Source organism: Endozoicomonas acroporae (assembly GCF_002864045.1).
Taxonomy (GTDB): Bacteria; Pseudomonadota; Gammaproteobacteria; order Pseudomonadales; family Endozoicomonadaceae; genus Endozoicomonas; species Endozoicomonas acroporae.
On the sequence record NZ_PJPV01000026.1, the window covers coordinates 78,839 to 102,175 of the forward strand.

Sequence of the window (23,337 nt, forward strand, 5' to 3'; positions counted from 1 at the left end):
TTAAGTCCGACAGGCTCCTAGATAATAACCGGAGCCAGCAGAAAACCAAAAACCACACTAAGCAGGATGCAGATCACTCCGGGTACAAAGAAAGGATGATTAAACACCATCTTGCCGATCCGGGTAGAACCTGTTTCATCCATCTCGACCGCGGCAAGCAAGGTTGGGTAGGTTGGCAAAACAAACAGGGCACTCACGGCAGCAAATGACGCGATAGCCGTCACCGGGTCAACAATCATCAGGGCTGCTGGCATCAGAGCCCGGGTCGTTGCGGCCTGGGAATACAGTAACATGGACGCCAGAAACAGTGCCAGGGCAAGCAGCCAGGGATAGTGATCAAGAATATCCCCGGCGGTCTCCTGAACATTCTCAAGGTGGGCACCAACAAATGTATTCCCCAGCCAGGCAACGCCCAGAACACAGATACACGCACTCATACCCGACTTGAAAGTCTGGGCATTCAGAATGTGATTGGTATCTATATGGGTAACCAGGGTAATCAGACACGCCGCACTGAGCATAAAGGCAAAAATGGCGCTGTCTCTGGGCAGTACGGGATTGTCAATAACACCCACCTTATCGCTGACCAGCGTCGCATATACCACCACCGCCAGAATGCTCAGGCCAAAAATCAGCACGGACATCCTTGCGCCGGGCTTTATTCGATTATCCACAACCTCTGCAGGTTGAATCAGGCCTTCAGAGAGCTTGTGCAGGTACACTTCATCTTTGTGCAGTTCACAGCCAAGGTAATTACACACCAGCGACGTCAACATCACGGCAACAAATGTGGTAGGAATGCAAATCAGGAGCAGATCCAGATAATCAACACCAAAGGGTTCCAGCATACCGCTGAATACCACCACAGCGGCGGAGACCGGAGAGGCGGTAATGGCGACCTGAGAGGCAATCACCGAAATACTCAGAGGTCGGGATGGGCGAATCCCATTCTCACGGGCAACAGCGGCAATAACCGGCAATGTTGAATAAGCCGTATGGCCTGTGCCAGCGAGCAATGTCATGAAGTAAGTAACAGCCGGAGCCAGGAACGTCACGTACTGCGGCCGCCTTCTAAGCAATTTATCCGCAATATATACCAGATAATCCAGCCCGCCAGCGACCTGCATGGCTGCCACAGCACCAATGACAGACATGATGATAAGGATCACATCCACCGGAATGGTGCCAGGATTCATCCCAAGCCCCAGGGTAAGCACCACAACCCCAACAGCACCAGCAAAACCAATACCAATGCTGCCCAACCGGGCTCCCAGGAAAATAAATGCCAGAACAATGATCAACTGCAACCAGGTCATGCCAAATCCCCTGAGAAATTAATCTTAAGTCAATGGATAGATAATTTAAGATAGCCTGAAAACAGCAAAAGACGTTTCCGCACTGGTCTGGTGGTGCTCAGAATCATACCCGTGACTACCATCAGGAGAGGCATTACAACTTGTCCGGGGGAGGGAACTTGATACTGTGCATAGTATCTTCAATGTCAGACTCCCACATTGAGGGAACCACCCAGGACGTCAGAAAAACAGTGGCCATCAGGCCGGCTGTGAGCGGGAAGTAATTATTAATACCAAACTGCCCCATCAGCAGATAAGAAACGGAAGGGGCACCAATAAATGCCAGCCCTGGCACGAACCAGGAAAACAACCTGCGCGTGGTGAAGGTAATGACCTCACTTTTAGAGCGAACGGATGCCTCCGCTGCCAGGCATAGGTTTTCGGTGTAAACCCGGAATGTGGTAATATTCGGGACCTGTTTGACCACCTTTTTACGAACCGTTCTGGTTCTCTCCCTGGGAGTCATTCTGTCACCCCGCGCGCCCCATACATAAGTGTCAGGATGCTGATAATAAATTTCGGTTTCATCTTCCTCTTCAACAACCTCAATATCTTTGCTGCCACCTTCGTGTAACATCACTTCACAATAATTCCAGGCGATGGGAACAGGCCCCATGGAAAAATAACCCTTTCTGTCCACCCTGATAATCTGACCACTTCTGAATGCACTTCGCTTTGATATGGTTTTATTCCAGTGATGCAGAAACGTTCGGTCAGACTCCTCATACCGACCTGTTCGTTGGAAAAAATCCGTCTCTTCAAATTCGACAACTTGATAGACGTCAGTTACCAGCTCCTTTGTCGCATAATAGAAATTGTACAGGGACGAAAAAAGTGAATTTTCTTCATCCCATATCTCCAGCCTCGGCATAAAAGGTTTTACAACATCAATAACAACCAGTTCATTTTTGTGTTCCTCTGACATTTTGGTTCCCACTTCCGCCGTCTCTGCCCCGAGGCGTTCCACCAGAACGGGATGATTATGATATTTATTGTCGGTAATGCCCGGACTGCGTACCTCAGAGCCCAGTTTAAAATCAGCAACAACATTCTTTACAACCCAGCCATAAGGCACGCCTGCAATAGCATAAGGCCAGTTTTTAGTCCCGGTATCTTCATTTAAAATATTATCAAAGGTACCGAGCATGACACTGTCCATATACCTCATATAGTGTTTGCCACGGCGAACCGGGTCTAGCACGTGATGATTGAAAACATCCTGATACTCCGAAGCAAAGTTGATAAAAGGACGGATCAGGGGTTCCATCATCAGGTCATTAAACAGGTAGTTACTATTATCAATGATCGACATGAATAGAGAGGTTGCATTCTTATTTCTGGATCGAATCAGATCCTGGTAATATTCACTGTCTGCATATTGTTTCTCGGGTTCGTTGCTGGCTTCATTTTCTTCAGCATCATCATCCAGATCTTCCTCAATTAAATCATCTTCATCCTCCGGATTTTCCTCCATTAAATCATCGTCATCGTCCAGATCTTCCTCAATTAAATCACCCTCATCATCCAGATACATTGATGATTCTGAGATATTTTCAGTATGCTCATCTACATCGGCAGTGGCATTAATGGCCAGTAAACTGAACATAAGAACAATTAAAAATGAGAAATCATGAACAACTCGATTCTGCCTCATCATACTCCCCGGAAAGCATTTTATTCTTTTCAGGCATGTCACCATTCAATAATGAAAAACAATTTCATCCCTTAAAAAAAGATAAATAATGTAATCAAATCGTAATAATCCGATTCTCAAAAATCTTCAGCCCTTATGGGACAGCAACCACGTAAATTTGTTCCATTAAAAAGTCCAAAGACAGAAAAATACCGAGACACCTGTGCCGGGTGCTACCATTGAGCGGACGACAGCAGTAGTTATGTGCGTGAAAAAAATTTGCTGATAGAATGTCCCGACACGTTTAATAACAAGGCAAGAGGTCGATGGAAGCCACTAATCTTACCCCGGCTCCAGTGTGGAGAAGAGCTGCGGCCATGTTGTACGATTCTCTGTTAATCCTGGCTCTGTTGTTTATGGCCGGTTTTATTAATCTGTTCATCCAGATACAGATTTTCGGTGATGAGCAACTGAAAACCATGACTGAAGAGGGCTACCAGCTTGGAGGCCCCTTTTTCTACGCCGCGCTGCTGGTCATCATTTACGGCTTCTTTGGCTTTTTCTGGACCCGGTCAGGACAAACCCTCGGTATGCAGGCCTGGAGAATAAAAGTGGTCAGCAGCGACAACCATTTGATCAGCCCATGGCAAAGCGTGATCCGTTTTCTGATTGCCATTCCTGCACTGTCGCTTGCTGGTATCGGGCTTCTCTGGGCACTGATCGATCATCAGCGGCGAAGCTGGCAGGATCTGGCATCGTCATCCAGAGTCATTCTTCTGGAAAAACCGGTAAAAAAAACCTGACCACAGCCTTCTAATATCTCAGTGCAGCTTCATAAATAAGCGGCACTGGTTACACTACCAGCATTAATATTTACAGACGACTGTTCACTGCTGTCTGCCGCCTGATACACATATACCGAAACATTTATTGGTATTTTTACCTATCCAGCATTAGAATGAAACCATCGTCATTCACCGACGACGGTGTACCAACAAGACTATCGATGGCTTTTCTTAGCAGATAGGCTTTCAGCAGGCAGTAAAAAGGGAGACTCCAGTATGAATACTTGGCTATTTGAACAGGTTGTATCTCAACTGGCGGAAGTCTTTCGTCGTTTATCAGGAAATCCAGAATCTTTCCACCACTCAGATCAACTGGAAGAGTGCAGGCTCTACTGCCCGGTCACACGAACCCCACAAAAGCCTGTAAGAAGAATTCCCGGGCACCCTTTCCAGCGATAATCTCCACCCCCATCGTTCCCACGCTCTGCGTGGGAATGCATAAAGAAGCCTAAAGGATGCGAACAATCTCCGTTCACCCTGAGCGGAGTAGAAGGGTGATTGGCACAGTCCTTTATTCAGGGCATGGAGCCTACGCCCTTTAACCCTTTATGCAGCCCGCCTTAACATCACCGCACCCGCCAGCAGGCAGATGACGACTGGAATCATTACCGATAATACCGGTGGAAACCCGAATACCAGGCTGGATGGACCCATCAGGTTCTGAACGATCATAAAGACAATGCCGGTGATCACCCCGGAAAAGATCCGCAACCCCATACTGACCGAACGCAAAGGACCAAAGACAAAAGAGATGCCCACAATAACCAGGGAGAGTATGGATAACGGTTGAAGCAGCTTTGTCCACAGTGCCAGATCATACTCTCCGGCATCCAGCCCCTGTGCTTTCAAGTACTTCGTATAAGTGAGCAGGCCGGATATGGGCAATGCTTCAGGTTTGACCACCACCACTTTCAACAGTGTTGTTGTCAGGCTGGTATCCCAGGGTTCAACCAGACTCTGCTCAGTAATAAACTGCTCATTCTTACGGCGTATGGTGGTGACATCCTCCAGCAGCCAATGATCACCCTGATAGATTCCCCGTTTGGCAAAAGCGCTTTCCTGAAGCTTCATCTCATCATCAAAAACATAACGACTCACGCCGTAAAGCACGCCGTTTGGCTCGACCGCATTGAAGTACATAAATTCACGGCCTTCACGATGCCAGAAGCCTTCTCCGGTGTATGTGCCATCAGCGGAGCGGGCTATCGCCTTTCTGGTTTCGCCAACCTGCTCGGCCATGGGGGCAAGATATTCGCCAAGCATCAATCCGGTAATAATCATGACCAGGGTGGGCTTCATTACTGCCCCCAGAATACGCCACAGTGAGATACCAGCGGCCCTCATAACCACCAGCTCACTGCTGGACGCCATGGAGCCCAGCCCCATAAGGCAGCCAACCAGTGCCGACACGGGAATCAGCTCGTACAGTTTTTTGGGTATCATCAACAGGGTATATATCAAAGCGTCCAGCGACTGATAGTTGCCCCTGACATCATCCAGCTGCCCCAAAAAAGCAAACAACGCTTCCAGAAATACCAGAATCAGCAGGACAATCACCGTTGCCCCCAGAATATTTCTGGATATGTAACGATCCAGCTTACGCATTTCCAGCCCTCCGGCGCGCCAGCCAGAGTTTACCCGGCTCAACAAGGTATAACAGCAAAGCAATCAGCAAGAAAAGAATATGAATCGGCCACAGACCAATATCCGGCGATAGTCGTCCATCCTCAACCGCGCCACGGCCACTCATTAACAAAGCCAGATACAGCAGATACAGCAATATTCCGGGCAACAGCTTCACATAACGCCCCTGTCTGGGATTAACCCGGGCCAGAGGCAATGCCATCAGCACCACAATGGGTATTAACAGTGGCAAAGAGATGCGCCACTGCAGCTCAGCACGATGCCCCGGGGTGTCGGACGCCAAAAGTGTTGCCGTTGGCAGGGCCTGCTCCTTGCTGATCTCTTTTCCGGAGCGCCGCTCTTCCATACGAAGACCGTAATGTTCAAAGGCAATTTCCCGCAGAGGCAATGCGCCGGGCGTAAGGTCATAGCGGTAACCATCATCCAATATCAGATAGCGCTGACCACCCTCTGCTGCATTAACTTCAAGGCTTGCCTTTTGCGCCAGCAGCAAGGTCATCGAACCTGTGTTCTTGCTATCCCCGTTACGGTTGGCGATAAAAACCCTGATCATCTGCTGGCGGTCGTCGGTTAACGTCTCTGCGTAGGTCACGCGCTGCCAGCCAAACTTCTGGAAACGACCGGAAACCAGGGTATCAAACTCAGTCAGAGCGTCCTGCTCGACAAAAATGCTTTCAACTTTCTGTATTCCCCGGGGGGCAACCTCCAGGCTTAACAGCGCAACCACCAGCATAACCCCGGCCGCAGGCACCATGGTTATGCCTAAAAGTTGATGATGGCTGAGACCGCAGGCGCTGAGCACCGTCATTTCGTTATCAACATACAGCCTGCCATAGGCGAGAATAATGCCCAGGAAAAGCCCCAGGGGCAGTATCATGACCAGAAACTCCGGGATCCGGTAAGCCATGATGGCAAAGAGAAAATCCGCTTTCAGCGTCCCGGTTGCCGCCTGTGCCAGATAGTTCACAAAGCGTCCACTCATGATAATGAGCAATACGACAGACGTCACTGCTAACATAACCTGCAGCATCTGTCTGGACAGGTAACGAAATATGATTAAAGGCATGCCTTGGTGAAATTCATAAAATCAAAATGAACAATTATACGTCAGTCGCCTTAAAAAACCGGTATAATCCCGGCCTGTCTGACAGAATCGTAGAATAAACATACAATTAACCCAATGACTTCTACGTTCTGATAGCCGTCTGGATGATGCCTGAATATCCCATATCCGGACTAAAGCGTCTGGTTGAATTGGCTTAACCGTATTATTATCCATGAAATCGGATAACTTGTCCCCTTGGAGAGACCATGGAATTTGTTGTTAAGAGTGGTGCTGCAGAAAAACAGAAAACTGCCTGCCTTATTTTGGGCGTCCACAAGAAAACGCTTCCGCCCTCTGCGACAGCCTTAGACTCGTTAACCGAGGGGTATCTTACCGACCTGCTCAAACGTGGCGATCTGGATTTCAAGCCCGGCCACTCACTGATGCTTCTGCACAGCCGACATGCGCCGGTTGAGCGTCTGCTGCTGCTGGCCATGGGTGAAAATGATAAGCCATTAACAGAAGCCGGGTTTAACAAACTGAGGGTCAACCTGGCCAGCCAATTGAAATCACTGAATGCCAGGGAAGCAAGCATTGCCATCGAAGATATCAACGTCGAGGGCAAATCACTGCACTGGATCACCCGTCAGTTGGTTGAAGCGGTTGAATATGCATTTTATCAGTTCAGCCAGTTTAAAAACGACACCGGCAAAGGCGCGGTTCTGAAGAAGCTGACTCTGCTGGCAGACCGTAAAAATGCTGAAGAAGTGAAAGCCGGTCTGGCCCAGGGGCAGGCCATTGGTAATGGCCGGAATGTGGCCCGAACCCTGGGCAACCTGCCAGGTAATATCTGCCATCCAACCTACCTTGCCGAGGAAGCCAAAGCATTGGCGAAAAAGCATGCCAAACTGACCACCAAGGTGCTCAATGAAAAACAGATGTCTGACCTTGGCATGAGTTCCCTGCTCTCCGTCAGTGCCGGCTCCGAACAGGAAGCCCGGCTGATCTGCATGGAGTTCAAAAATGGCAAACGCGGTGCCAAACCTCTCGTTCTGCTGGGTAAAGGGATCACCTTTGATACCGGTGGTATCTCCCTGAAACCCGGTGCCGCCATGGATGAAATGAAGTTTGATATGTGCGGTGCCGCCAGTGTATTCGGCGTGATGAATGCTATTATCGAGCTGGATCTGCCCATTAATGTCATTGGCATGGTAGCTGCGGCAGAAAACATGCCCAGCGGTAAGGCCACCCGCCCGGGAGATATCGTAACGTCCATGTCCGGCAAGACCATTGAAATTCTCAATACCGATGCCGAAGGTCGTCTGGTGCTTTGTGATGCCCTCACCTACGCAGAACGTTATAAGCCGGAAGCGGTGATCGATATTGCCACCCTGACGGGTGCCTGCGTCGTTGCCCTGGGCCATCACACCACCGGCCTGCTCAGTAATAATGAGCCGCTGGCTGAAGAGCTGATCAGTGCTGCCAAAGAAGCCATGGACCGGGCATGGCAGCTGCCAATGGGTGAAGAATATAGCCGCCAGCTGGACAGCAACTTTGCCGATATGGCCAATATTGGTGGTCCTGCTGCGGGTACCATTACCGCAGCCTGCTTCCTGGCTAAATTTGCCGAAGCCTACCCCTGGGCGCACCTGGATATCGCCGGAACCGCCTGGCAATCGGGCAAGGAAAAAGGGGCTACCGGTCGTCCAGTGCCCATGCTGGTACAATACCTGCTGAATAAAATCTGACTGTTACCAGTACTGATGACAGGCCCTGATCGATCAGGGCCTGTTTGTTTGCTCAGATTAGTTTATGATTTCCCCATGACCAGAGTGACTTTCTACCTTCTAGACAGCAATCTTGACAATAACGGGCAAAGCGAACAGCAGTTTGCCTGCCGCCTTATCGACAAAGCATGGCGTGGAGGCCTGCCCATGCATATCCATACAGAGGATGAAAGCAGCTGCCAGTCCATGGATCAACTGCTCTGGTCATGGCGGGAGGATAGCTTTCTTCCCCATGGGATTATTTCACCCATCCAGGGCAATACCCCGGAAAGTGTACTGTTGGCCAGAGAGTCTCCCATCACCCTGGGGTTTGACCACCCTGCCGTGGCGTCAAAGCGGTTGCTGATTAATCTCAGCCCTGAGGTTCCTCCATTCTTCAAAGACTTTGCCCGTGTCTGTGAAGTCGTGGTTCAGAACCCGAACCAGAAAGCGATTTCCAGGGCGAAGTTCCGGGCCTATCGTCAGGCGGGTATAGAGCCAGAAGTACACAATATGTAGTCCCTGTCACCCATTGCCCGCTGATATCGCCCGCTGATACCGTTCACCCATAGTTTGTCTATCCTTTTTAATAAGAAAGCTGGCAGTTATCGCTTTCAAATAAAAATTCTCTAACCATTGAACGGTAAAATAATGATGAAAACATTTAACGCAACATTGGTAAGCCTGGCGCTTGCCGTACCGGCCACCAGTCAGGCTATGGATATTTATGCTTTTGCCCGGGGTGGGGCAGCTTATACGGCGATTAAGGATACTGAGGCTGTCAATCCATTCATTGCAATTGGCAGTACTCCTTCTAACAATGACCCTGCCACTTTCCAAGGCAGTATGGGGATAGCCAACCTGAATAACGATCACAGCGTTGCTGTTGGAGCTTTTGGTGCCGGACTGGTATTTAGCCCCAATTTCCGTCTGGAGCTTGAAGGGTCTTATCAGAAAGAGTCAGATTATCAGATTGATGTTTCTCTGGGCTATCGGTTAACAGGAGGAGGCCCATTCAATGCGACACTTCTTGGTACCGCGTATAACAACATCAGTATTGAATCTGAAGTATATATGCTCAAGGCCTATTTCGACCTGCCACTCAATAAACATGTAGTCCCCTACCTTATGGCTGGCGCAGGATATGCCAAAAACAAGGCATCCGGTGTACAGACCTTTTCAGCAAATGCGAACTGGAATGAAAAATGGGATGACCATAGCAGCAACGAAATAGCCTGGACAGTGGGTACAGGCGTCTCCTACATATTCAGTAAACACCTTGCCCTGGATCTTGGTGTCGAACATCGCAACTTGGGAGACTGGGAACTGAAAAACCTGCCAGCTACCGGTGACGAGTCCCTCAAGGGCAAGCTGGAATCCACCACACTGCTGATGGGCTTGCGTTACCAATTCTGACGATCCCCCGGTTATATTTCTGCACAGGCCGCTGGAAGTTCCTGTGCAGTCCTCCCTCCAGAACACCTTCTTAAAACAAGCCAGGCCAATAAAAGCCAAACTCCCGTCTATAATCATCGTGGCATGCTGAATTTCGGTCATCCCCGTAGTGCAATTTAAGAGGATTCCGCTAATATAGCGCGCTTTTTGGCACATCGGTCATAATCTTCAGGCAAAACACTTCGGGGAAGCGTATGATTGAGATGGCCCGAGTAGCCTGAGAACCTGCTGTTCGATACAGAGGCTCTCTCACCATAAACCATTTTCAAAATACAGTCCGCCGGTCCATCTCCGGCCTACGCACCGCCCGGGCGGTAACGTATAATGGCGGTCTGTCAGTCAGGCAAGGTTAGTAGTCAAATATGACGAGTTTCGTTTCTGGGCAACGCTGGATTAGTGATACTGAGACCGAACAGGGGCTGGGCACTGTGCTCACCTTTGACAGTCGTATGGTCACCCTGCTGTTTCCTGCCACCGGGGAAACCCGGCTTTACTCCATAAACAACTGCCCTCTGACCCGCGTTGAGTTCAACCCCGGAGATCGTGTCGAAAGCCACGAGGGCTGGATTATGCTGGTCACCGAGGTGATTGAGAAAGATGGCCTGCTGACCTACTGCGGAACCCTCCCTGACGGAGAAACACGACAGCTGCCAGAAGCCGAGCTGGGCAACCATATTCGCTTCAACAAGCCACAGGACCGGATGCTGGCGGGTCAGATTGACCAGAACAGCAACTTTACCCTGCGTTACAAGACACTCCAGTATAACTTCGGTCTGCGTAAGTCCCCGATGCGTGGCCTGATTGGCCCACGCACCAGCCTGATTCCCCATCAGCTGCATATTGCCCGGGAGGTTTCCCAGCGCCATGCGCCACGGGTTATGCTGGCCGACGAAGTGGGCATGGGTAAAACCATTGAAGCCGGCCTGATACTGCACCAGCAACTGATTACCGGCCGTGCCAGCCGGGTGCTGATTCTCTTGCCGGAAAGCCTGGTACACCAGTGGCTGGTGGAGATGCTGCGCCGTTTCAACCTGCGTTTCAGCGTCTTTGACGAAGAGCGCTGCCGTCAGTCTCCGGATGAAAACCCGTTTAATACCGAGCAGCTGATTGTCAGCAGCATCGGCTTTCTCTGCCATGATGACGAGCGCCGTAAACAGGCACTGGAAGCGGACTTCGACCTGTTGATTGTGGATGAAGCCCATCACCTTATCTGGTCTGAAGAAGAGACCAATGCGGAATACCGCTGTGTTGAAGCGCTGTCCCTGCAGATTCCGGGACTCCTGCTGCTGACCGCAACGCCGGAGCAGATGGGTGCCAAAAGCCACTTTGCCCATCTGCGTCTGCTGGACCCGGACCGCTTCCATGATCTTGCCGCCTTCGAAGCCGAAGAAAGCCGTTATGAGCCGGTGGCAGAGGCTGTTCAGGAACTTCTGAACAATGACAATCAGACGCTCCCTGCCAAGGCAAGGGACCATCTGATCAGTTTCCTTGGAGAAGACAGCAAGTCGCTGATTGATATCCTTGATCAGGGTGATGAAGAGGCTCGAAATACTGCCCAAACCCAGCTGCTGCGCCGCCTGCTGGATCGTCATGGTACCGGCCGTGTGATGTTTCGTAATACCCGGGCAGCCGTTGGCGGATTCTCCGGTCGAGCTGCCCAGGGCTACCCCCAGGCGCTGCCGGAACTGTACGAAATCGCACTGGAAGAAGAGTCCAACTACCGCCATAACCTTTATCCGGAGCTGGCTTACCAGGCTCAGATCCGTGTCGATGATATGGACCCCTGGTGGAAAGTCGACCCCCGGGTAGACTGGCTGATGAACCTGCTGAAACTGCTGAAGAAAGAGAAAGTACTGGTTATCTGTGCCAATGCCAATACGGCACTGGACCTGGAAAATGCCCTGCGCATACTGTCCGGCATTCCGGCAGCGGTTTTCCACGAAAACATGAGCATTATTGAGCGGGATCGTGCTGCGGCCTTCTTTGCCGAAGGAGAGCATGGTGCCCAGGTACTGGTGTGTTCAGAAATTGGCAGTGAAGGCCGTAACTTCCAGTTTGCCCACCATCTGGTGCTGTTTGATCTGCCCGAACATCCCGACCTGCTGGAACAGCGTATTGGCCGACTGGATCGTATTGGCCAGACTGAAGCCATCAAGATTCACGTGCCCTATCTGTCTGGCACCGGTCAGGAGGCACTGTTCCACTGGTACGAGCTGGGATTGAACGCTTTTGCCGATACCTGCCCTGCCGGTAGCATGGTGCAGATGCAACTGGGTGAAGCGTTGTTGCCTTATCTGCAACCGGGCAGCCAGGCCTCCACAGAAGCCATGGATACCCTGCTGAACCAGGCAGCCCAATTGAACCGGCAACAGATGGAGCACCTTCATAAAGGCAGAGACCGACTGCTGGAGCTGAACTCCCGGGGCCTGATCTCCAATGAAGATATGATCAACGACATCGAAGAGCAGGAACAGCCAAGACAGCTCAAGCGGTTTATGGAGAAGCTGTTCGAAGGCTTTGGTGTTGAGGCGGAAGACTATTCCAAACACTGTCTGGTGATTCGCCCGGGCAGCCACATGATCACCACCTTCCCCGGCCTGCCGGATGATGGCATGACCGTGACCTTTGACCGGGACATGGCACTGTCCAGAGAAGACATGCACTTCCTGACCTGGGAGCATCCCATCGTTGCCGAAGGCATGGACATGGTGTTGACCAGCGAGCTGGGGAATACCTCTGTGGCTTTGCTCAAAAACAAAGCCCTGAAGCCCGGCACCATGCTGCTGGAAGCAATTTACGTCGTAGAAACCAGCGCCGACCGAACTCTGCAGCTGGACCGCTACCTGCCAGCCACACCGATCCGCTGTCTGATCGACCCGGGGTTCAATGACCTGTCCGAAAAAGTGGCGTTTGATACCCTGAACGCCCAGCTTCAGCCTTTGAAACGGGGTGTTGCCAAAAAACTGGTGAATGCCCAGCGGGCCCCCTTTCTGGCCATGCTGGATAAAGCCGAAGGGTATGCCAAAGATCGGGTACAACCCATCGTTAATCAGGCCTGCCAGAACCTGCTGACCGATGTCACTGAAGAGATCAAACGACTGGCGGCGCTTAAAGTTGTTAACCCGAACGTCCGTGGTGAAGAGATTGAATATCTGAAAAACCGTGCAGCCCTAGGGCATCAGGCACTGCAGAAAGCGGTTCTTCGACTGGATGCGCTACGGATTATGATTGCTGGTTAATATTTTCCTAAAGGTTTCTATCTAATTTTTATTCAGCCTGGGGATCCCGCCTGCTGCCCGCACAAACGGTTCCGGCTTTTCCGGTGGCGGGCAGCACTCCAGGAGCCTGTCCGAGAATAGACTGCCCTACTGCGGTGGCAGCAAATTGGTCTAAAAATTCCGTTTTGTTCGGCAAATAGCCCCGCTATTCACCTCACAAAACGAAATTTTTATCCTCAATTTTCTGCCATCCTCGCTACGGGCGCTATTCTCGGACAGGCTCCTAGTCAACATTATTAAAAATGACAGTTCTTAAGGCTGTCTATTTCCACCAGTCACTGAATTAACGGTACCCAACCGGCTTCTTCATTTTTGCATACTTTTTGATAGTGTCGCAGAGGTCTTTTTCAATTTCACCAAGAGGCTCATTGTATGGGGTGAATTGATAATAATCGAATAACAGCTGCATGGTTTTCAGGAAAACTAACAAGTTATCACTGCCAATAAAATCTTTAAGAATACAATCACTCATGCGGGAACGAACAGTTTCGCGTAATGCAGCACTATTAGCTGAATATCTTAATAAAATATCAATCTTGTGATAATCTTTTTTTCCATCCTCATGCTGTAGTTTTTGTATTTCCTTCAGATGGGAAATTGCATTTTCCTTCTCGCTGGAATTATGATCAAGTCCTTCTGATTTATCAAGTAACGGATCAACCAATCCCTCACTAAGAACTTTAACTGAGTTGTGCCATGCTTCAAGTTTCCGTTTTGTTTCCTCTGCCAACTCAATACACGCTTCACTATCGTGGTATGTATCAATATCACAAGTCCTGTTAGTCTTTTTGAGAATATCCTTTCCAAAATCATGCAATTTTGATGAAAAGATGTTCAAATTCATTTCTCTGTTGGATGGACAACTTTCACTATCGTGAAAATGGCCTGTAAAAACAGTTAGCCTGATGTTAAAGTCAGCTACCAAACTATTCAAATGAGTAATTAAATCAAAGCTTTTATGATTAGCAATCAGTTTCTCCATCGGACTTATCGTTACAGCCCTGGTCTCAGAGGAATTTTCAGCAAGGGTCGTCACCTCTCGTTCACTAAAGGATTTTTCTTGAAATCTCAACATTACATCAGGGAACTCATTATTTATAAACCACAACATTTCTTGAATAGTTTCACTGCATCTGACCTTGTCAGACGACTCCAACGTCTTGACAAGTTTATGAAAGGCTTGAGAGACGGAAAAAGTTATCAATGCTGAGCTGCCAGACGCCGAATGGTCTGTGGAGGCATACTGATTTCTGCCGGTAGTAGTTGCAGGATACATATTGGTATTCCCATACTTTTGGGAGTTAAAAGATATTCAGGATTGACCATAAGATGCGGTCAATGCCGGATTTTTATCTCAGGAACTGAATTATTAGCCCCCAGTCTACGTCTTCATTGTTGCAAACAATTTGATAGAGTCGTAGAGATCATTGGTAATTTCACCAAGAGACCCTTCGTATGGGATGAATTGATAATATTCAAATAACCGCTGCAGGGTTTTCTGGAATATTATCAGGTTACCACTGCCAATAAAATCAGTAAGAATAAGATCACTCAAGCGGGAACAAACATGATTGTGTAACCCACCTTTAGCTAAATAATTTAATAAAATATCAATCTTGAAATAATCTTTTTTTCCAACATCTTGCTTTAGACTTTGTATATCACTCAGAGCGGAAAGTGCTTTATCCTTCTCTGTGGAATTGTGATTGAATCCTTCTGGATCATCAAGAAATGGATCAAGCAATCCCTGACAAAGAATTTTTACCGAGTTGTGCCATGCAGCAAGCTTCTTCTGTGTTGCCGCTACGACTTTCCTATTTGCACGGGAACTTTCACAATCCTGGCTAGTCATTTTGTGAATATCATTTCCAAAATCTTCCAATTGTTTTGAAAACTTTTTCGAGGCACGCTCTCTCATGTTTGAAGGAAGCTCACTATTTTGTGAATAGCTTATAAAATGTTTTAAGTTAGCGTTAAATTCTTCCACCATACTATTCAAATGAGCAGTTAATTCAGGACAGTCGTGATGAGCAATTAATTTTTCCATCGGACTTATCGATACTACCCTGGGCTCAGAGGAATTTTCAGCATGGGTTACCTCTCGATTCTCCAAGGATCTTTCAAAAAATGCCGACATTTCCTCAGGGAACTGTTCTTTTATAAACCACAACATTTCTTGAAGAGTTTCTCTGCGTCTGTCCTCAGGCAACGACCTGACATGGTTTTGATAGGATTGAGGCACGGCAAGAGCTAATGGCATGCCGCCAGACGGCGGCTGAGCTGTGCCGGGGGCAAACTGTTCTGTGCTGGTAGTTGCAGAATACATGTTAGTGTTCTCATACTTTTATGAGTTAAAAGATATTAAGGATTGACCATAAGATACAGTCAATGCCGGACATTCTCTCAGGAAAAGCCTGCCAATAACGTCCTTAATTTTTCTACACCGCCTGCTTTGAACAAGTGGCAGTGCCTGTTTTAGTCAGACTCATTCCAAACAGAGATCAGTAATTATTTCATTACGATCTTTTGACCAGCAGCCTTATGATAAGTTCCAACTTTTCATACGATCAGTCAAAATACCTATGTGACTCAACCAATTCCCTCGTGATCAGGTTGCGAATTCCCTCTACAAACTTTACGAGGACTCTCTTGCCAGATGTATACCACCATACTGTCGTTAGCCCGTGTTTGTTTCCAGTATGGATGTTCAAATCACATTGCCCAACCCTTTTACCAACAGGCTGGGCAGTGGTTAAACTTTAAAAAATCAAGCTCTGCCCATGCGCATCAGAATTTCTTCTTTAGCCTGCAGACGCTCCAGCGCTTTCTGCTCTTCCTCTTTCTGACGCATCAGCTCATTAAACTCCATGCGCGCCTGCTGAGCCAACTCAGAAGCAGCCTGCCGCTTCTCATTGGCCTCAATGGCAACCCGGGTTAATCGCTCAACTTCCTCCAGCAATGGGGCAGGTGCATCCCCCAGATCAGACCCCGTTGCACCACGAGCCATAGCCTCCCGGCGAATCTGTTTTTTCAGTGCAGCCAGCGCTTCATGGGCCTGACGCTCTGCAATTACGGCTTCTGTCGCCTGATCTTTCAGCTGTTCAAAGCGGGCCAGTGCAGAACCTTCCAGGCTCCATGGGTCCACTTCCGGCAGTTCTTCAATATTGATGGTGGGTTCTTCGTAGCCTTCCTGGCGGGAGATATCCAGCATGGTGGCTTTCACTGCAGAAATCATCAACATCACCGCAATCACCAGCAGCGGCAGACCACCGACAATTGCTGCCGTCTGCAAGGTGGCCAGGCCACCCATAAACATCAGCACAGAAGGCATCAGTGACAAAGTGAAAGCCCAGAACAGGCGGTTCCAGCGCATGGGATCTTCAGTCACATTAGTCTGAACAACTGACGCGAGAATAAAGGAGATGGAGTCAAAGGTAGTCGCAGTAAAGATAATACAGAGCAATGTGAACAATACGATAACCACGTAACTGAACGGCAGCTGTTCAAGCACACTGAATATAGCGGTTGTTGGGCCTTCAGTATTGAGAATACCCACAACATCCAGTTGACCGGAAAGCTGGAGGGACAGACCAAAGTTACCCAGTACGATAAAGTACACCGCACACCCCAGGGAGCCACAGAAAATCGCACCGCCGACCATCTGTTTAATGGTTCGCCCTTTGGAAATACGGGCTACGAACAGTCCCATACTGGGTGCATATACCAACCACCAGGCCCAGTAGAAGATGGTCCAGTCCTGAGGGAAGTGGGTATCTTCAAAGGTGCCATAACCACCGAAAGGTTCTGCCCAGGTGGCCATGACGAAGAAGTTGGACAGCATCCGCCCAATGGAGTCCAGACCCGTCTCCACCATAAACAGCGTAGGCCCCACCACCAGGACAAAAGCCAGCAGACTCAGGGCTCCCCAGAAGTTGATATTGCTCAGCAGCTTGATACCACCATCCATTCCCTTGTACGAGGAATAGGCGAACAGTGCCGTACACACCATCAATACACCAATCTGGGTGCCATTGGTGGATGGAATACCGGTCAGGTAGGTAATGCCTTCATTGATCAACGGTGCCGCCAAACCCAGCGTGGTGGCAGCACCACCGAGCAGGCCAAAAATAAACAGCACGTCAATCACCTTGCCCAGTGGCCCTTTACTGCGAGCTTCTCCCAGTACCGGCATCAGGGCAGCAGATACCTTCAGGACCGGGTTTTTGCGCACATGAAAAAAGTAGGCAATGGGAATAGCCGGAATCATATAAATGCACCAGGCAACAGGCCCCCAGTGGAAGATACCGTAGGTGGCCGCCCAGCGAACTGCCTCTTCACTGCCCGAAGCCAGCTGAAAAGGCGGTGACTGATAATAGTAGGCCCACTCAATACAACCCCAGTAGAGAATGCTGGCACCGATGCCACCACAGAACAGCATGGCCGCCCAGGAGGTGGTCGAATACTCCGGCTGCTCATTGGCATCACCCAGCTTGATCTGGCCAATATCGGAAAATACCACGTAGGCCATAAACACCACGGCAGCCAGCCCCAGGCCCAGATAAAGCACCCCCATTGTGTCCGTCATAAAGGTTTTTGCGATGGCAATCCAGTGAGCGCCCTCATCCGGAAACAGTGCCAGCGGTATAACCACCGAGATCAACAAAATAACCGCACCAAAAAAGGTCGGCTTATCAACAAGCTTAAAATGCTCTTCCATAATCTTTGGTCTTCAATAATGCACAGCCGTTGCAGCTGTGAAAACAATCGTTATCAGTTTTAAACAAAAAGGGACGTTAATTTTTTCGGCTACATGTTCATGGTAAACATCCTGCCTGATATGCCATTCAAACCGGTCATTTATGCACCAGAGTTTCCGAAGAGATAATAAGCATAAAGACCTACAAAATCTACGGAAATATCCATTATTGAGCATATTGGCTAGTTTCTGACACTCGCCTCCTGTCGGGGGAGGGTTCCCGGATCGCTACAGGCCCTAACCTCGGCTTCGATATTCTCTGCTACGTTTATGTCACTGTCGTGATGATTGTTGCACTCAGGATAATCACATTTACAGATAAACGACGTTAGATTTTTATCGACAAACCCACAGCAGGAACAACCATTGGAACGGGGAAAGAATCGGTCTATCCCAACAAGAGTACGACTATTCAGCCCGGTAGTCTGCCTTACCGACAATGATCTGGAATTATGTAATTATTTTATTATGTTCAGGGAACCCTCCTGTTTTTATTTTGTCCTACCAGATAAACAAGTAACGGTATGACTTATGATTCCTCCCTCTTCTTCTCTAACATCTTCGTTCATTGCCGGTGCTGGCCAGTCGCCACCAGAGCCGAATCAGCCGGAATCTGTCTCTGGTGATTCTGTTGAGCTAAAGCTGTCCTCTGATGATGATTTTTATCTTTTATATGTTGGTTCTTACACTTCTCCGGGAACTTTAAAGCAAGAGACAATTGAACGACTAAACAAAGATCATCCGGGAATATTCAATGGCCTTGAAGATCCAAATTGTTTATTTGAAGCTGATCCCGTTAAGTACCAGCCATTGGCAAAGTTAATTCATGATACTCGATTCTGTGATCTTAAAACCATTTTGAACCCTGATGTTGGTGCCCCCTGCTGGTGCGCCAAGAGAATGCTTTATGGTGAATACCAAGGTGGTTTTTACAAGGTTGAGGGAGACTATGAAGGAACACAATGGGTTAGGGTTTATAGTGATAAGTATCAGCTTATGAAAAAAAACAAACAATTTTTTGCTCAACTGAGGGCATTTTTGTTTGATCAAAATATGAGTAATGATGATAAAGTTATGAACTTACAGATGCTTTTTCCTCCAGTCGACCAAAGTGGGGAAGATGTGAGTCTTGATCAATTACATGAGAATATGGATTTACTTTTTCGCAATACTCTCAAGCAAGCTCAACAGCGAGCCATGAATTATGGCCTTAAGCCATAAATAAAAAGAAATGACCATTGAACGACGGGTTCTATAGGTATTTTCAGACATCAGGGAAGTGCCGATGGCTTTATTCAATATAAGACAGCGGCCACCCAGCCGCCGTCCTCTGCAAGAACACGGGAAACGCTATTTCTGACTAAGGATATTCCGGACACTCAATCAGTGAGCATTCAGGGCAGTCAGCCCCGATAGAAGTCCGCCTCACCCTCAGGGCGATTTTTAAACCGCCGATGAAGCCACATATACTGCTCAGGATGCTTACGAATTTGCTGCTCGACAAACTGGTTAACCTGCAGCGCATCCTGAAAGTCGTCACCGGAAGGAATCCCTTCCAGGGCACAATGCAATTGAACCCGATAGCCTTTGGCACCAGCCAGCCGGGTCACCGTCATGGGAATCACTTTCGCCCTGCCCGCTTTGGCAAGGCGTGAGGTACTGGTAATGGTCGCTGCGGGAATACCGAAGAAAGGCACATAGAGTCCATTTTTGACGCCATAGTCCTGGTCAGGAGAGTACCAGACGGTTCTGCCCAACTTTAATGAGCGCAGCATGCCACGAACATCCTTCCTTCTCAGCAACTGGCTGCCAGGATCAAAACGGTGTCTTAAACGACGTTGAACGTATTCAAAAACCGGATTCCCATGCTCTCGATAGGTGGCATCCACGCTGTGGCGCTGGGTAATCAGGCGACCTGCCAGTTCTATGGTAGTGAAATGCATAACCATCAGGAGGGTGCCATCATCAGACTTCAGTTTTTCCAGCCCTTGATAAGAAACGATCTTGTCCAACCTGCCGGAAGGCCACCACCAGGCGATGGTAACCTCCATGACACCAATGCCGACTGACTCAAAGTTTTTCTTCAGCAGCACCTCTCTTTCAGCCTGGCTCAACTCAGGAAAACACTTCTCCAGATTCACCCGGGCAACATGAGCACGGTCACCCGCCACATGGTAAATGATACGTCCAAGCCATCGTCCCAGTTGGAGAAGCCAGCGATAAGGCAATAGCGAAGGGATAACGGTAAGCCCGATCACCAGCCAGGTAAGCCAGTACTTCGGGTGCAGATAGGCCCGACGAAAGACGTCGTCTGCACGGGCATCAGCCTGCTTGTTAACATCAGGGTTTTGCGACATATAGGTTAATTCAATACTTGTATCTGAACGTTGAGTTCTCTACGCTAGACTCTGCTGTATAAAAAGCTGACCATTTAATCTGCTGACTCTCGTCATACAAAGCCGTTATACACAACCAGAGTTGTACTTTATGACCCTTCAACTGCAAACCGGTACTACCGCTGCAGCTTTCAAGATGACCGGTGGTATTTATACACTGACTACTCTTGAATTGCATTCTACCAATCCTGCGGATATTACCAATCAGCTGGAGAACATGACGCGCAAGGCACCCAAGTTTTTCCAGCAGGCACCTGTCATCATCGCCTTCGACCAACTCAGCCCGGAACAACCACCGATTGATCTTTACCAACTGCGCCATAGCCTGCAACAGTTTGGCCTGATCCTGATTGCTGTTCGTGGCGGCCAGGAAAGCCATAAACAGAACGCCATGATGGCAGGCATTCCCTGGCTCCCGTCACCAAGGCAACGGAACCGGTCAGAAGAAAATTCTGCTGCTCATGTGGAAAGCCATGTTGAAACCAATGTGGTCATCATGCAGAAATCCCACACCGCCAGTCCCGCTGCAGCAGAGAGTGCCAACCAGACGCAAACATCACCAGTCATTCATAAGACCACACTTATAGAACATCCGATCCGCTCTGGTCAGCAGGTCTATGCCGAGGGCGATCTGGTCATTACCAGCCCGGTCAGTTCCGGTGCAGAACTTCTGGCCGCCGGTAATATACACGTCTATGGTCCATTACGCGGCCGGGCCCTGGCCGGGGTCAATGGTAATACTGACGCCCGTATTTTCTGTCTGCAGTTTGAAGCCGAACTCATTTCCATCAACGGTCAGTATAAAATGCCCTCAGCAGCCAGTAACAGTGATCCCCTCTGGGGCGGCAGTGTTATTGTATCCCTCGAGGCACAAAGCTTGCACATAAAGAAACTTTAAGAAATACTGGACAATAGTTCAGTTCTTGATTTATGACAGGATTTCACCTTGGCTCGTATTATTGTTGTGACTTCTGGAAAAGGTGGTGTTGGAAAAACCACCACCAGTGCTTCCATTGCAACAGGATTGGCTCTTAAAGGTCATCGGACAGTTGTCATTGACTTTGATGTAGGCCTCAGAAACCTGGATCTCCTGATGGGCTGCGAGCGTCGTGTCGTGTACGACTTTGTCAACGTAATTAACGGTGAGGCCGAGCTGCATCAGGCGCTGATCAGAGACAAGCGCACAGAAAACCTGTCCATTCTGCCAGCATCCCAAACCCGGGACAAAGAAGCCCTTACCCATGCAGGGGTTGAAAAAGTCCTGAACCAGCTGGCAAAAGACTTTGAATACATCATCTGTGACTCTCCGGCAGGTATCGAACACGGTGCCCTGATGGCTCTCTACTTTGCCGATGAAGCCATTATTACCACAAACCCTGAAGTGTCGTCCGTCCGGGACTCTGACCGTATCCTGGGTATTTTGCAAAGCAAGTCCCGTCGCGCAGTCGAAAACCTTGAACCCGTCAAAGAGCATCTACTGGTAACCCGCTACAATCCTGAGCGGGTGACACGGGGAGAAATGCTCAATATTCAGGATGTCGAGGAAATTCTGGCGATACCACTGATTGGTGTGGTTCCTGAGTCCACCTCAGTCTTGAAAGCCTCCAACCAGGGGGTACCCGTCGTATGCAATACCGACAGTGATGCCGGTCAGGCATACAACGATGTGGTAGCGCGCTTCCTTGGGGAAGACATACCACACCGTTTTCTCGAACCCGTCAAAAAAGGGTTCTTACAGCGCATGTTCGGAGGAATAGGATGAGTCTTATGCAGCTATTCCGCTCACGCAAAGAAGATAACAGCGCCGCGATTGCCAAGGAAAGGCTGCAGATCATAGTAGCCCATGAACGAAGCAGTCGAAGTGGGCGTGATTTTCTGCCAGCCATGGAGCGGGATATTCTTGAGGTTATTCAAAAATACATAGAGGTCCAGCAGGAGTGTATTGACATCAAGCTGGACTCTCAGGATGGTTGTTCTATCCTTGAGGTCAATGTACAGCTGCCGAACTAGACCGAGAATAGACTGCCGTACGGCAGTTGCCACGTAGGGCAGTTTATTCTTGGACAATCTCTTGTTCCCTCGTAAAACGGCACTTGAACCTCTCGACAATGTGATAGAGATTTTGTTGCAACCTCGGGTAAAATCCCTGTAATCCAAAATCCCTTTCGCAACTTATCCCTGCAATCATTGCCTGATCATTGTATCTTTTTGCCAGCCGAAAGCCATTGCAGCCTGCACGGCAACATTGTTTACCAACCAAAATGAAGTCAAACATATTTTTTGTGAGATCACTACCTATCGCTTCAACCCGGTCAATAGCCCAAAAGCAATTTCCGACATAGCCAACCAGCAGTAATGAGCGAACAGCTGACAATACCTTCAGTCACTATTTTTTGGGGCAGATTATGATAGTGACAGTTTTGAGTGCCAGCCCTGCCGAAAAATACAGACATTACATCATCACTGACTTCTGAGACACATCTTATGGCCAGGGTACAAGCAAGATCAACAGCTACAGCACAGGCATTAAAGCGAGCCAGCTTCTCAAGGTTGGTTGCATAAAAAAATCCACAATAAACAAATGTGCACGCCAACACCGTTCGATTGTACAGGGTATTGTAGAATTGATCCTTCAATGCACTGGTAAAACTGCCGTCTGAACTCTCTTTTGGTAGAAAAAAATTTTCCCTGCACATGGGGCAACGTGTGTTCCTTTCTCGCCATTCGATAATGCATGAACGACCGAAGACGTGCCCACACTTCAGGGTAGATAATGCATGGTCAGGCTCTTGGGAAAAATCCTCAAAGCAAATGAGGCAAGGGTTTTCAGCAGATGTTTGAGGGAACATGCTTATTTCATTCATTTGGGTAAGTTCATTCGTATTATTCTTTTTAGACAGAGCAATCAACAACAAGTTCATACAGCCACTTACTTTAGTGGGCTCAGGCAGCATTATCCAATTCTGAAACAGGTCAGTTTCAACAATGAAATAAGTAGCTGGCCATATGGAATCATATATTTCTGGCTACTTGGGCAGGTGCTATGCGAGGCACAACGGAGGGAGCATAGCCGTAGCTATGTGACCGGAGTTGTAACGAAGCAGAGTACCTGAACAAGGAGTCAGAAATATATGATTTCATATGGTTAGCTACTTAAAACCTAT

At 48.8% G+C, this 23,337-nt stretch carries 20 protein-coding genes; 10 read left to right on the forward strand and 10 right to left on the reverse strand.

From position 1 onward, the window contains the following. Nucleotides 1–17: 17 nt before the first annotated feature. The gene (locus CX664_RS04975) at nt 18–1,316 is read right to left on the reverse strand and encodes an anaerobic C4-dicarboxylate transporter (RefSeq protein WP_101745675.1); all 1,299 of its coding nucleotides are present in this window, start codon (nt 1,314–1,316) and stop codon (nt 18–20) included. Nucleotides 1,317–1,449: 133 nt separating this feature from the next. After that, nucleotides 1,450–2,961 (reverse strand): hypothetical protein, encoded by a 1,512-nt coding sequence (locus tag CX664_RS04980; RefSeq protein ID WP_180966377.1) that lies wholly within the window; start codon nt 2,959–2,961, stop codon nt 1,450–1,452. 353 nt (nt 2,962–3,314) lie between these two features. Between CX664_RS04980 and CX664_RS04990 the strand changes: the two genes are divergently transcribed. Next, a complete protein-coding gene (locus CX664_RS04990; protein ID WP_101745678.1) occupies nt 3,315–3,791 on the forward strand; it encodes an RDD family protein in 477 nt (158 codons plus the stop codon). A 258-nt stretch (nt 3,792–4,049) separates the two neighbouring features. Then, nucleotides 4,050–4,232, forward strand: coding sequence for a hypothetical protein (locus CX664_RS25570; RefSeq protein WP_145999832.1), 183 nt, complete (start codon nt 4,050–4,052; stop codon nt 4,230–4,232). Nucleotides 4,233–4,379: 147 nt separating this feature from the next. On the opposite strand, the gene lptG is transcribed toward CX664_RS25570, so the two are convergent. Both lptG and lptF read right to left on the reverse strand, forming a co-directional pair. Then, entirely contained in the window at nt 4,380–5,438 is a 1,059-nt protein-coding gene (gene lptG / locus CX664_RS04995) for an LPS export ABC transporter permease LptG (RefSeq protein ID WP_101745679.1), read from the reverse strand. After that, on the reverse strand, nt 5,431–6,543 hold the full coding sequence (gene lptF / locus CX664_RS05000; protein ID WP_101745680.1) for an LPS export ABC transporter permease LptF: 1,113 nt from the start codon (nt 6,541–6,543) through the stop codon (nt 5,431–5,433). The genes lptG and lptF overlap by 8 nt, the downstream gene beginning before the upstream one ends. 245 nt (nt 6,544–6,788) lie before the next feature. Between lptF and CX664_RS05005 the strand changes: the two genes are divergently transcribed. The 4 genes from CX664_RS05005 to rapA all read left to right on the forward strand — a co-directional run bounded on the left by CX664_RS05005 (nt 6,789) and on the right by rapA (nt 12,982). After that, a complete protein-coding gene (locus tag CX664_RS05005; RefSeq protein WP_101745681.1) occupies nt 6,789–8,270 on the forward strand; it encodes a leucyl aminopeptidase in 1,482 nt (493 codons plus the stop codon). Between the two features lie 75 nt (nt 8,271–8,345). Next, on the forward strand, nt 8,346–8,807 hold the full coding sequence (locus CX664_RS05010) for a DNA polymerase III subunit chi (RefSeq protein WP_163372469.1): 462 nt from the start codon (nt 8,346–8,348) through the stop codon (nt 8,805–8,807). Between the two features lie 132 nt (nt 8,808–8,939). Then, nucleotides 8,940–9,704 carry an outer membrane protein gene (locus tag CX664_RS05015; RefSeq protein ID WP_101745683.1) on the forward strand — a complete coding sequence of 255 codons (765 nt, stop codon included), beginning with the start codon at nt 8,940–8,942 and terminating at the stop codon, nt 9,702–9,704. A 401-nt stretch (nt 9,705–10,105) separates the two neighbouring features. Then, the gene (gene rapA, locus CX664_RS05020; protein ID WP_101745684.1) at nt 10,106–12,982 is read left to right on the forward strand and encodes an RNA polymerase-associated protein RapA; all 2,877 of its coding nucleotides are present in this window, start codon (nt 10,106–10,108) and stop codon (nt 12,980–12,982) included. Between the two features lie 322 nt (nt 12,983–13,304). On the opposite strand, the gene CX664_RS05025 is transcribed toward rapA, so the two are convergent. The 4 genes from CX664_RS05025 to CX664_RS28055 all read right to left on the reverse strand — a co-directional run bounded on the left by CX664_RS05025 (nt 13,305) and on the right by CX664_RS28055 (nt 18,217). Then, nucleotides 13,305–14,297 (reverse strand): hypothetical protein, encoded by a 993-nt coding sequence (locus CX664_RS05025; RefSeq protein ID WP_101745685.1) that lies wholly within the window; start codon nt 14,295–14,297, stop codon nt 13,305–13,307. Nucleotides 14,298–14,402: 105 nt separating this feature from the next. Continuing rightward, nucleotides 14,403–15,347: a hypothetical protein gene (locus tag CX664_RS05030; RefSeq protein ID WP_101745686.1), complete on the reverse strand. Its 945-nt coding sequence runs from the start codon at nt 15,345–15,347 to the stop codon at nt 14,403–14,405. 441 nt (nt 15,348–15,788) lie between these two features. Continuing rightward, nucleotides 15,789–17,738 (reverse strand): BCCT family transporter, encoded by a 1,950-nt coding sequence (locus tag CX664_RS05035; protein WP_101745687.1) that lies wholly within the window; start codon nt 17,736–17,738, stop codon nt 15,789–15,791. Between the two features lie 221 nt (nt 17,739–17,959). Continuing rightward, nucleotides 17,960–18,217: a zinc ribbon domain-containing protein gene (locus CX664_RS28055; protein WP_420810344.1), complete on the reverse strand. Its 258-nt coding sequence runs from the start codon at nt 18,215–18,217 to the stop codon at nt 17,960–17,962. Nucleotides 18,218–18,308: 91 nt separating this feature from the next. Here CX664_RS28055 and CX664_RS05040 point away from each other — a divergent pair, with 91 nt between their 5' ends. After that, nucleotides 18,309–18,998 carry a hypothetical protein gene (locus CX664_RS05040; protein WP_101745688.1) on the forward strand — a complete coding sequence of 230 codons (690 nt, stop codon included), beginning with the start codon at nt 18,309–18,311 and terminating at the stop codon, nt 18,996–18,998. 182 nt (nt 18,999–19,180) lie between these two features. Here CX664_RS05040 and lpxL read toward each other — a convergent pair whose 3' ends face one another. Beyond that, nucleotides 19,181–20,134 (reverse strand): LpxL/LpxP family Kdo(2)-lipid IV(A) lauroyl/palmitoleoyl acyltransferase, encoded by a 954-nt coding sequence (lpxL, locus tag CX664_RS05045; protein ID WP_101745689.1) that lies wholly within the window; start codon nt 20,132–20,134, stop codon nt 19,181–19,183. Between the two features lie 130 nt (nt 20,135–20,264). On the opposite strand from lpxL, the gene minC reads away from it, so the two are divergent. Genes minC through minE form a run of 3 tightly spaced genes read left to right on the forward strand, consistent with a single transcriptional unit; the run spans nt 20,265 to nt 22,183 of the window. Beyond that, the gene (minC, locus tag CX664_RS05050) at nt 20,265–21,071 is read left to right on the forward strand and encodes a septum site-determining protein MinC (RefSeq protein ID WP_101745690.1); all 807 of its coding nucleotides are present in this window, start codon (nt 20,265–20,267) and stop codon (nt 21,069–21,071) included. A gap of 48 nt (nt 21,072–21,119) precedes the next feature. Beyond that, nucleotides 21,120–21,935: a septum site-determining protein MinD gene (gene minD / locus CX664_RS05055; RefSeq protein WP_101745691.1), complete on the forward strand. Its 816-nt coding sequence runs from the start codon at nt 21,120–21,122 to the stop codon at nt 21,933–21,935. Then, the gene (minE, locus tag CX664_RS05060; protein ID WP_101745692.1) at nt 21,932–22,183 is read left to right on the forward strand and encodes a cell division topological specificity factor MinE; all 252 of its coding nucleotides are present in this window, start codon (nt 21,932–21,934) and stop codon (nt 22,181–22,183) included. The genes minD and minE overlap by 4 nt, the downstream gene beginning before the upstream one ends. 302 nt (nt 22,184–22,485) lie before the next feature. Here the strand turns inward: minE and CX664_RS05070 are convergent, their stop codons facing one another. Next, a complete protein-coding gene (locus CX664_RS05070; RefSeq protein WP_101745694.1) occupies nt 22,486–23,127 on the reverse strand; it encodes an RING finger domain-containing protein in 642 nt (213 codons plus the stop codon). Between the last annotated feature and the right edge of the window lie 210 nt (nt 23,128–23,337).

What these genes read in the sequence shown, in the direction of transcription:
- CX664_RS04990 (WP_101745678.1), top strand. Translation starts at nt 3,315, where the DNA reads ATGGAAGCCACTAATCTTACCCCGGCTCCAGTGTGGAGAAGAGCTGCG.
- lptG (WP_101745679.1), bottom strand. Translation starts at nt 5,438, where the DNA reads ATGCGTAAGCTGGATCGTTACATATCCAGAAATATTCTGGGGGCAACG.
- CX664_RS05005 (WP_101745681.1), top strand. Translation starts at nt 6,789, where the DNA reads ATGGAATTTGTTGTTAAGAGTGGTGCTGCAGAAAAACAGAAAACTGCC.
- CX664_RS25570 (WP_145999832.1), top strand. Translation starts at nt 4,050, where the DNA reads ATGAATACTTGGCTATTTGAACAGGTTGTATCTCAACTGGCGGAAGTC.
- CX664_RS05030 (WP_101745686.1), bottom strand. Translation starts at nt 15,347, where the DNA reads ATGTATTCTGCAACTACCAGCACAGAACAGTTTGCCCCCGGCACAGCT.
- CX664_RS05070 (WP_101745694.1), bottom strand. Translation starts at nt 23,127, where the DNA reads ATGCTGCCTGAGCCCACTAAAGTAAGTGGCTGTATGAACTTGTTGTTG.
- CX664_RS05035 (WP_101745687.1), bottom strand. Translation starts at nt 17,738, where the DNA reads ATGGAAGAGCATTTTAAGCTTGTTGATAAGCCGACCTTTTTTGGTGCG.
- CX664_RS05040 (WP_101745688.1), top strand. Translation starts at nt 18,309, where the DNA reads ATGATTCCTCCCTCTTCTTCTCTAACATCTTCGTTCATTGCCGGTGCT.
- lpxL (WP_101745689.1), bottom strand. Translation starts at nt 20,134, where the DNA reads ATGTCGCAAAACCCTGATGTTAACAAGCAGGCTGATGCCCGTGCAGAC.
- minE (WP_101745692.1), top strand. Translation starts at nt 21,932, where the DNA reads ATGAGTCTTATGCAGCTATTCCGCTCACGCAAAGAAGATAACAGCGCC.
- CX664_RS04980 (WP_180966377.1), bottom strand. Translation starts at nt 2,961, where the DNA reads ATGTTCAGTTTACTGGCCATTAATGCCACTGCCGATGTAGATGAGCAT.
- minC (WP_101745690.1), top strand. Translation starts at nt 20,265, where the DNA reads ATGACCCTTCAACTGCAAACCGGTACTACCGCTGCAGCTTTCAAGATG.
- CX664_RS05015 (WP_101745683.1), top strand. Translation starts at nt 8,940, where the DNA reads ATGATGAAAACATTTAACGCAACATTGGTAAGCCTGGCGCTTGCCGTA.
- CX664_RS05025 (WP_101745685.1), bottom strand. Translation starts at nt 14,297, where the DNA reads ATGTATCCTGCAACTACTACCGGCAGAAATCAGTATGCCTCCACAGAC.
- rapA (WP_101745684.1), top strand. Translation starts at nt 10,106, where the DNA reads ATGACGAGTTTCGTTTCTGGGCAACGCTGGATTAGTGATACTGAGACC.
- CX664_RS05010 (WP_163372469.1), top strand. Translation starts at nt 8,346, where the DNA reads ATGACCAGAGTGACTTTCTACCTTCTAGACAGCAATCTTGACAATAAC.
- lptF (WP_101745680.1), bottom strand. Translation starts at nt 6,543, where the DNA reads ATGCCTTTAATCATATTTCGTTACCTGTCCAGACAGATGCTGCAGGTT.
- CX664_RS04975 (WP_101745675.1), bottom strand. Translation starts at nt 1,316, where the DNA reads ATGACCTGGTTGCAGTTGATCATTGTTCTGGCATTTATTTTCCTGGGA.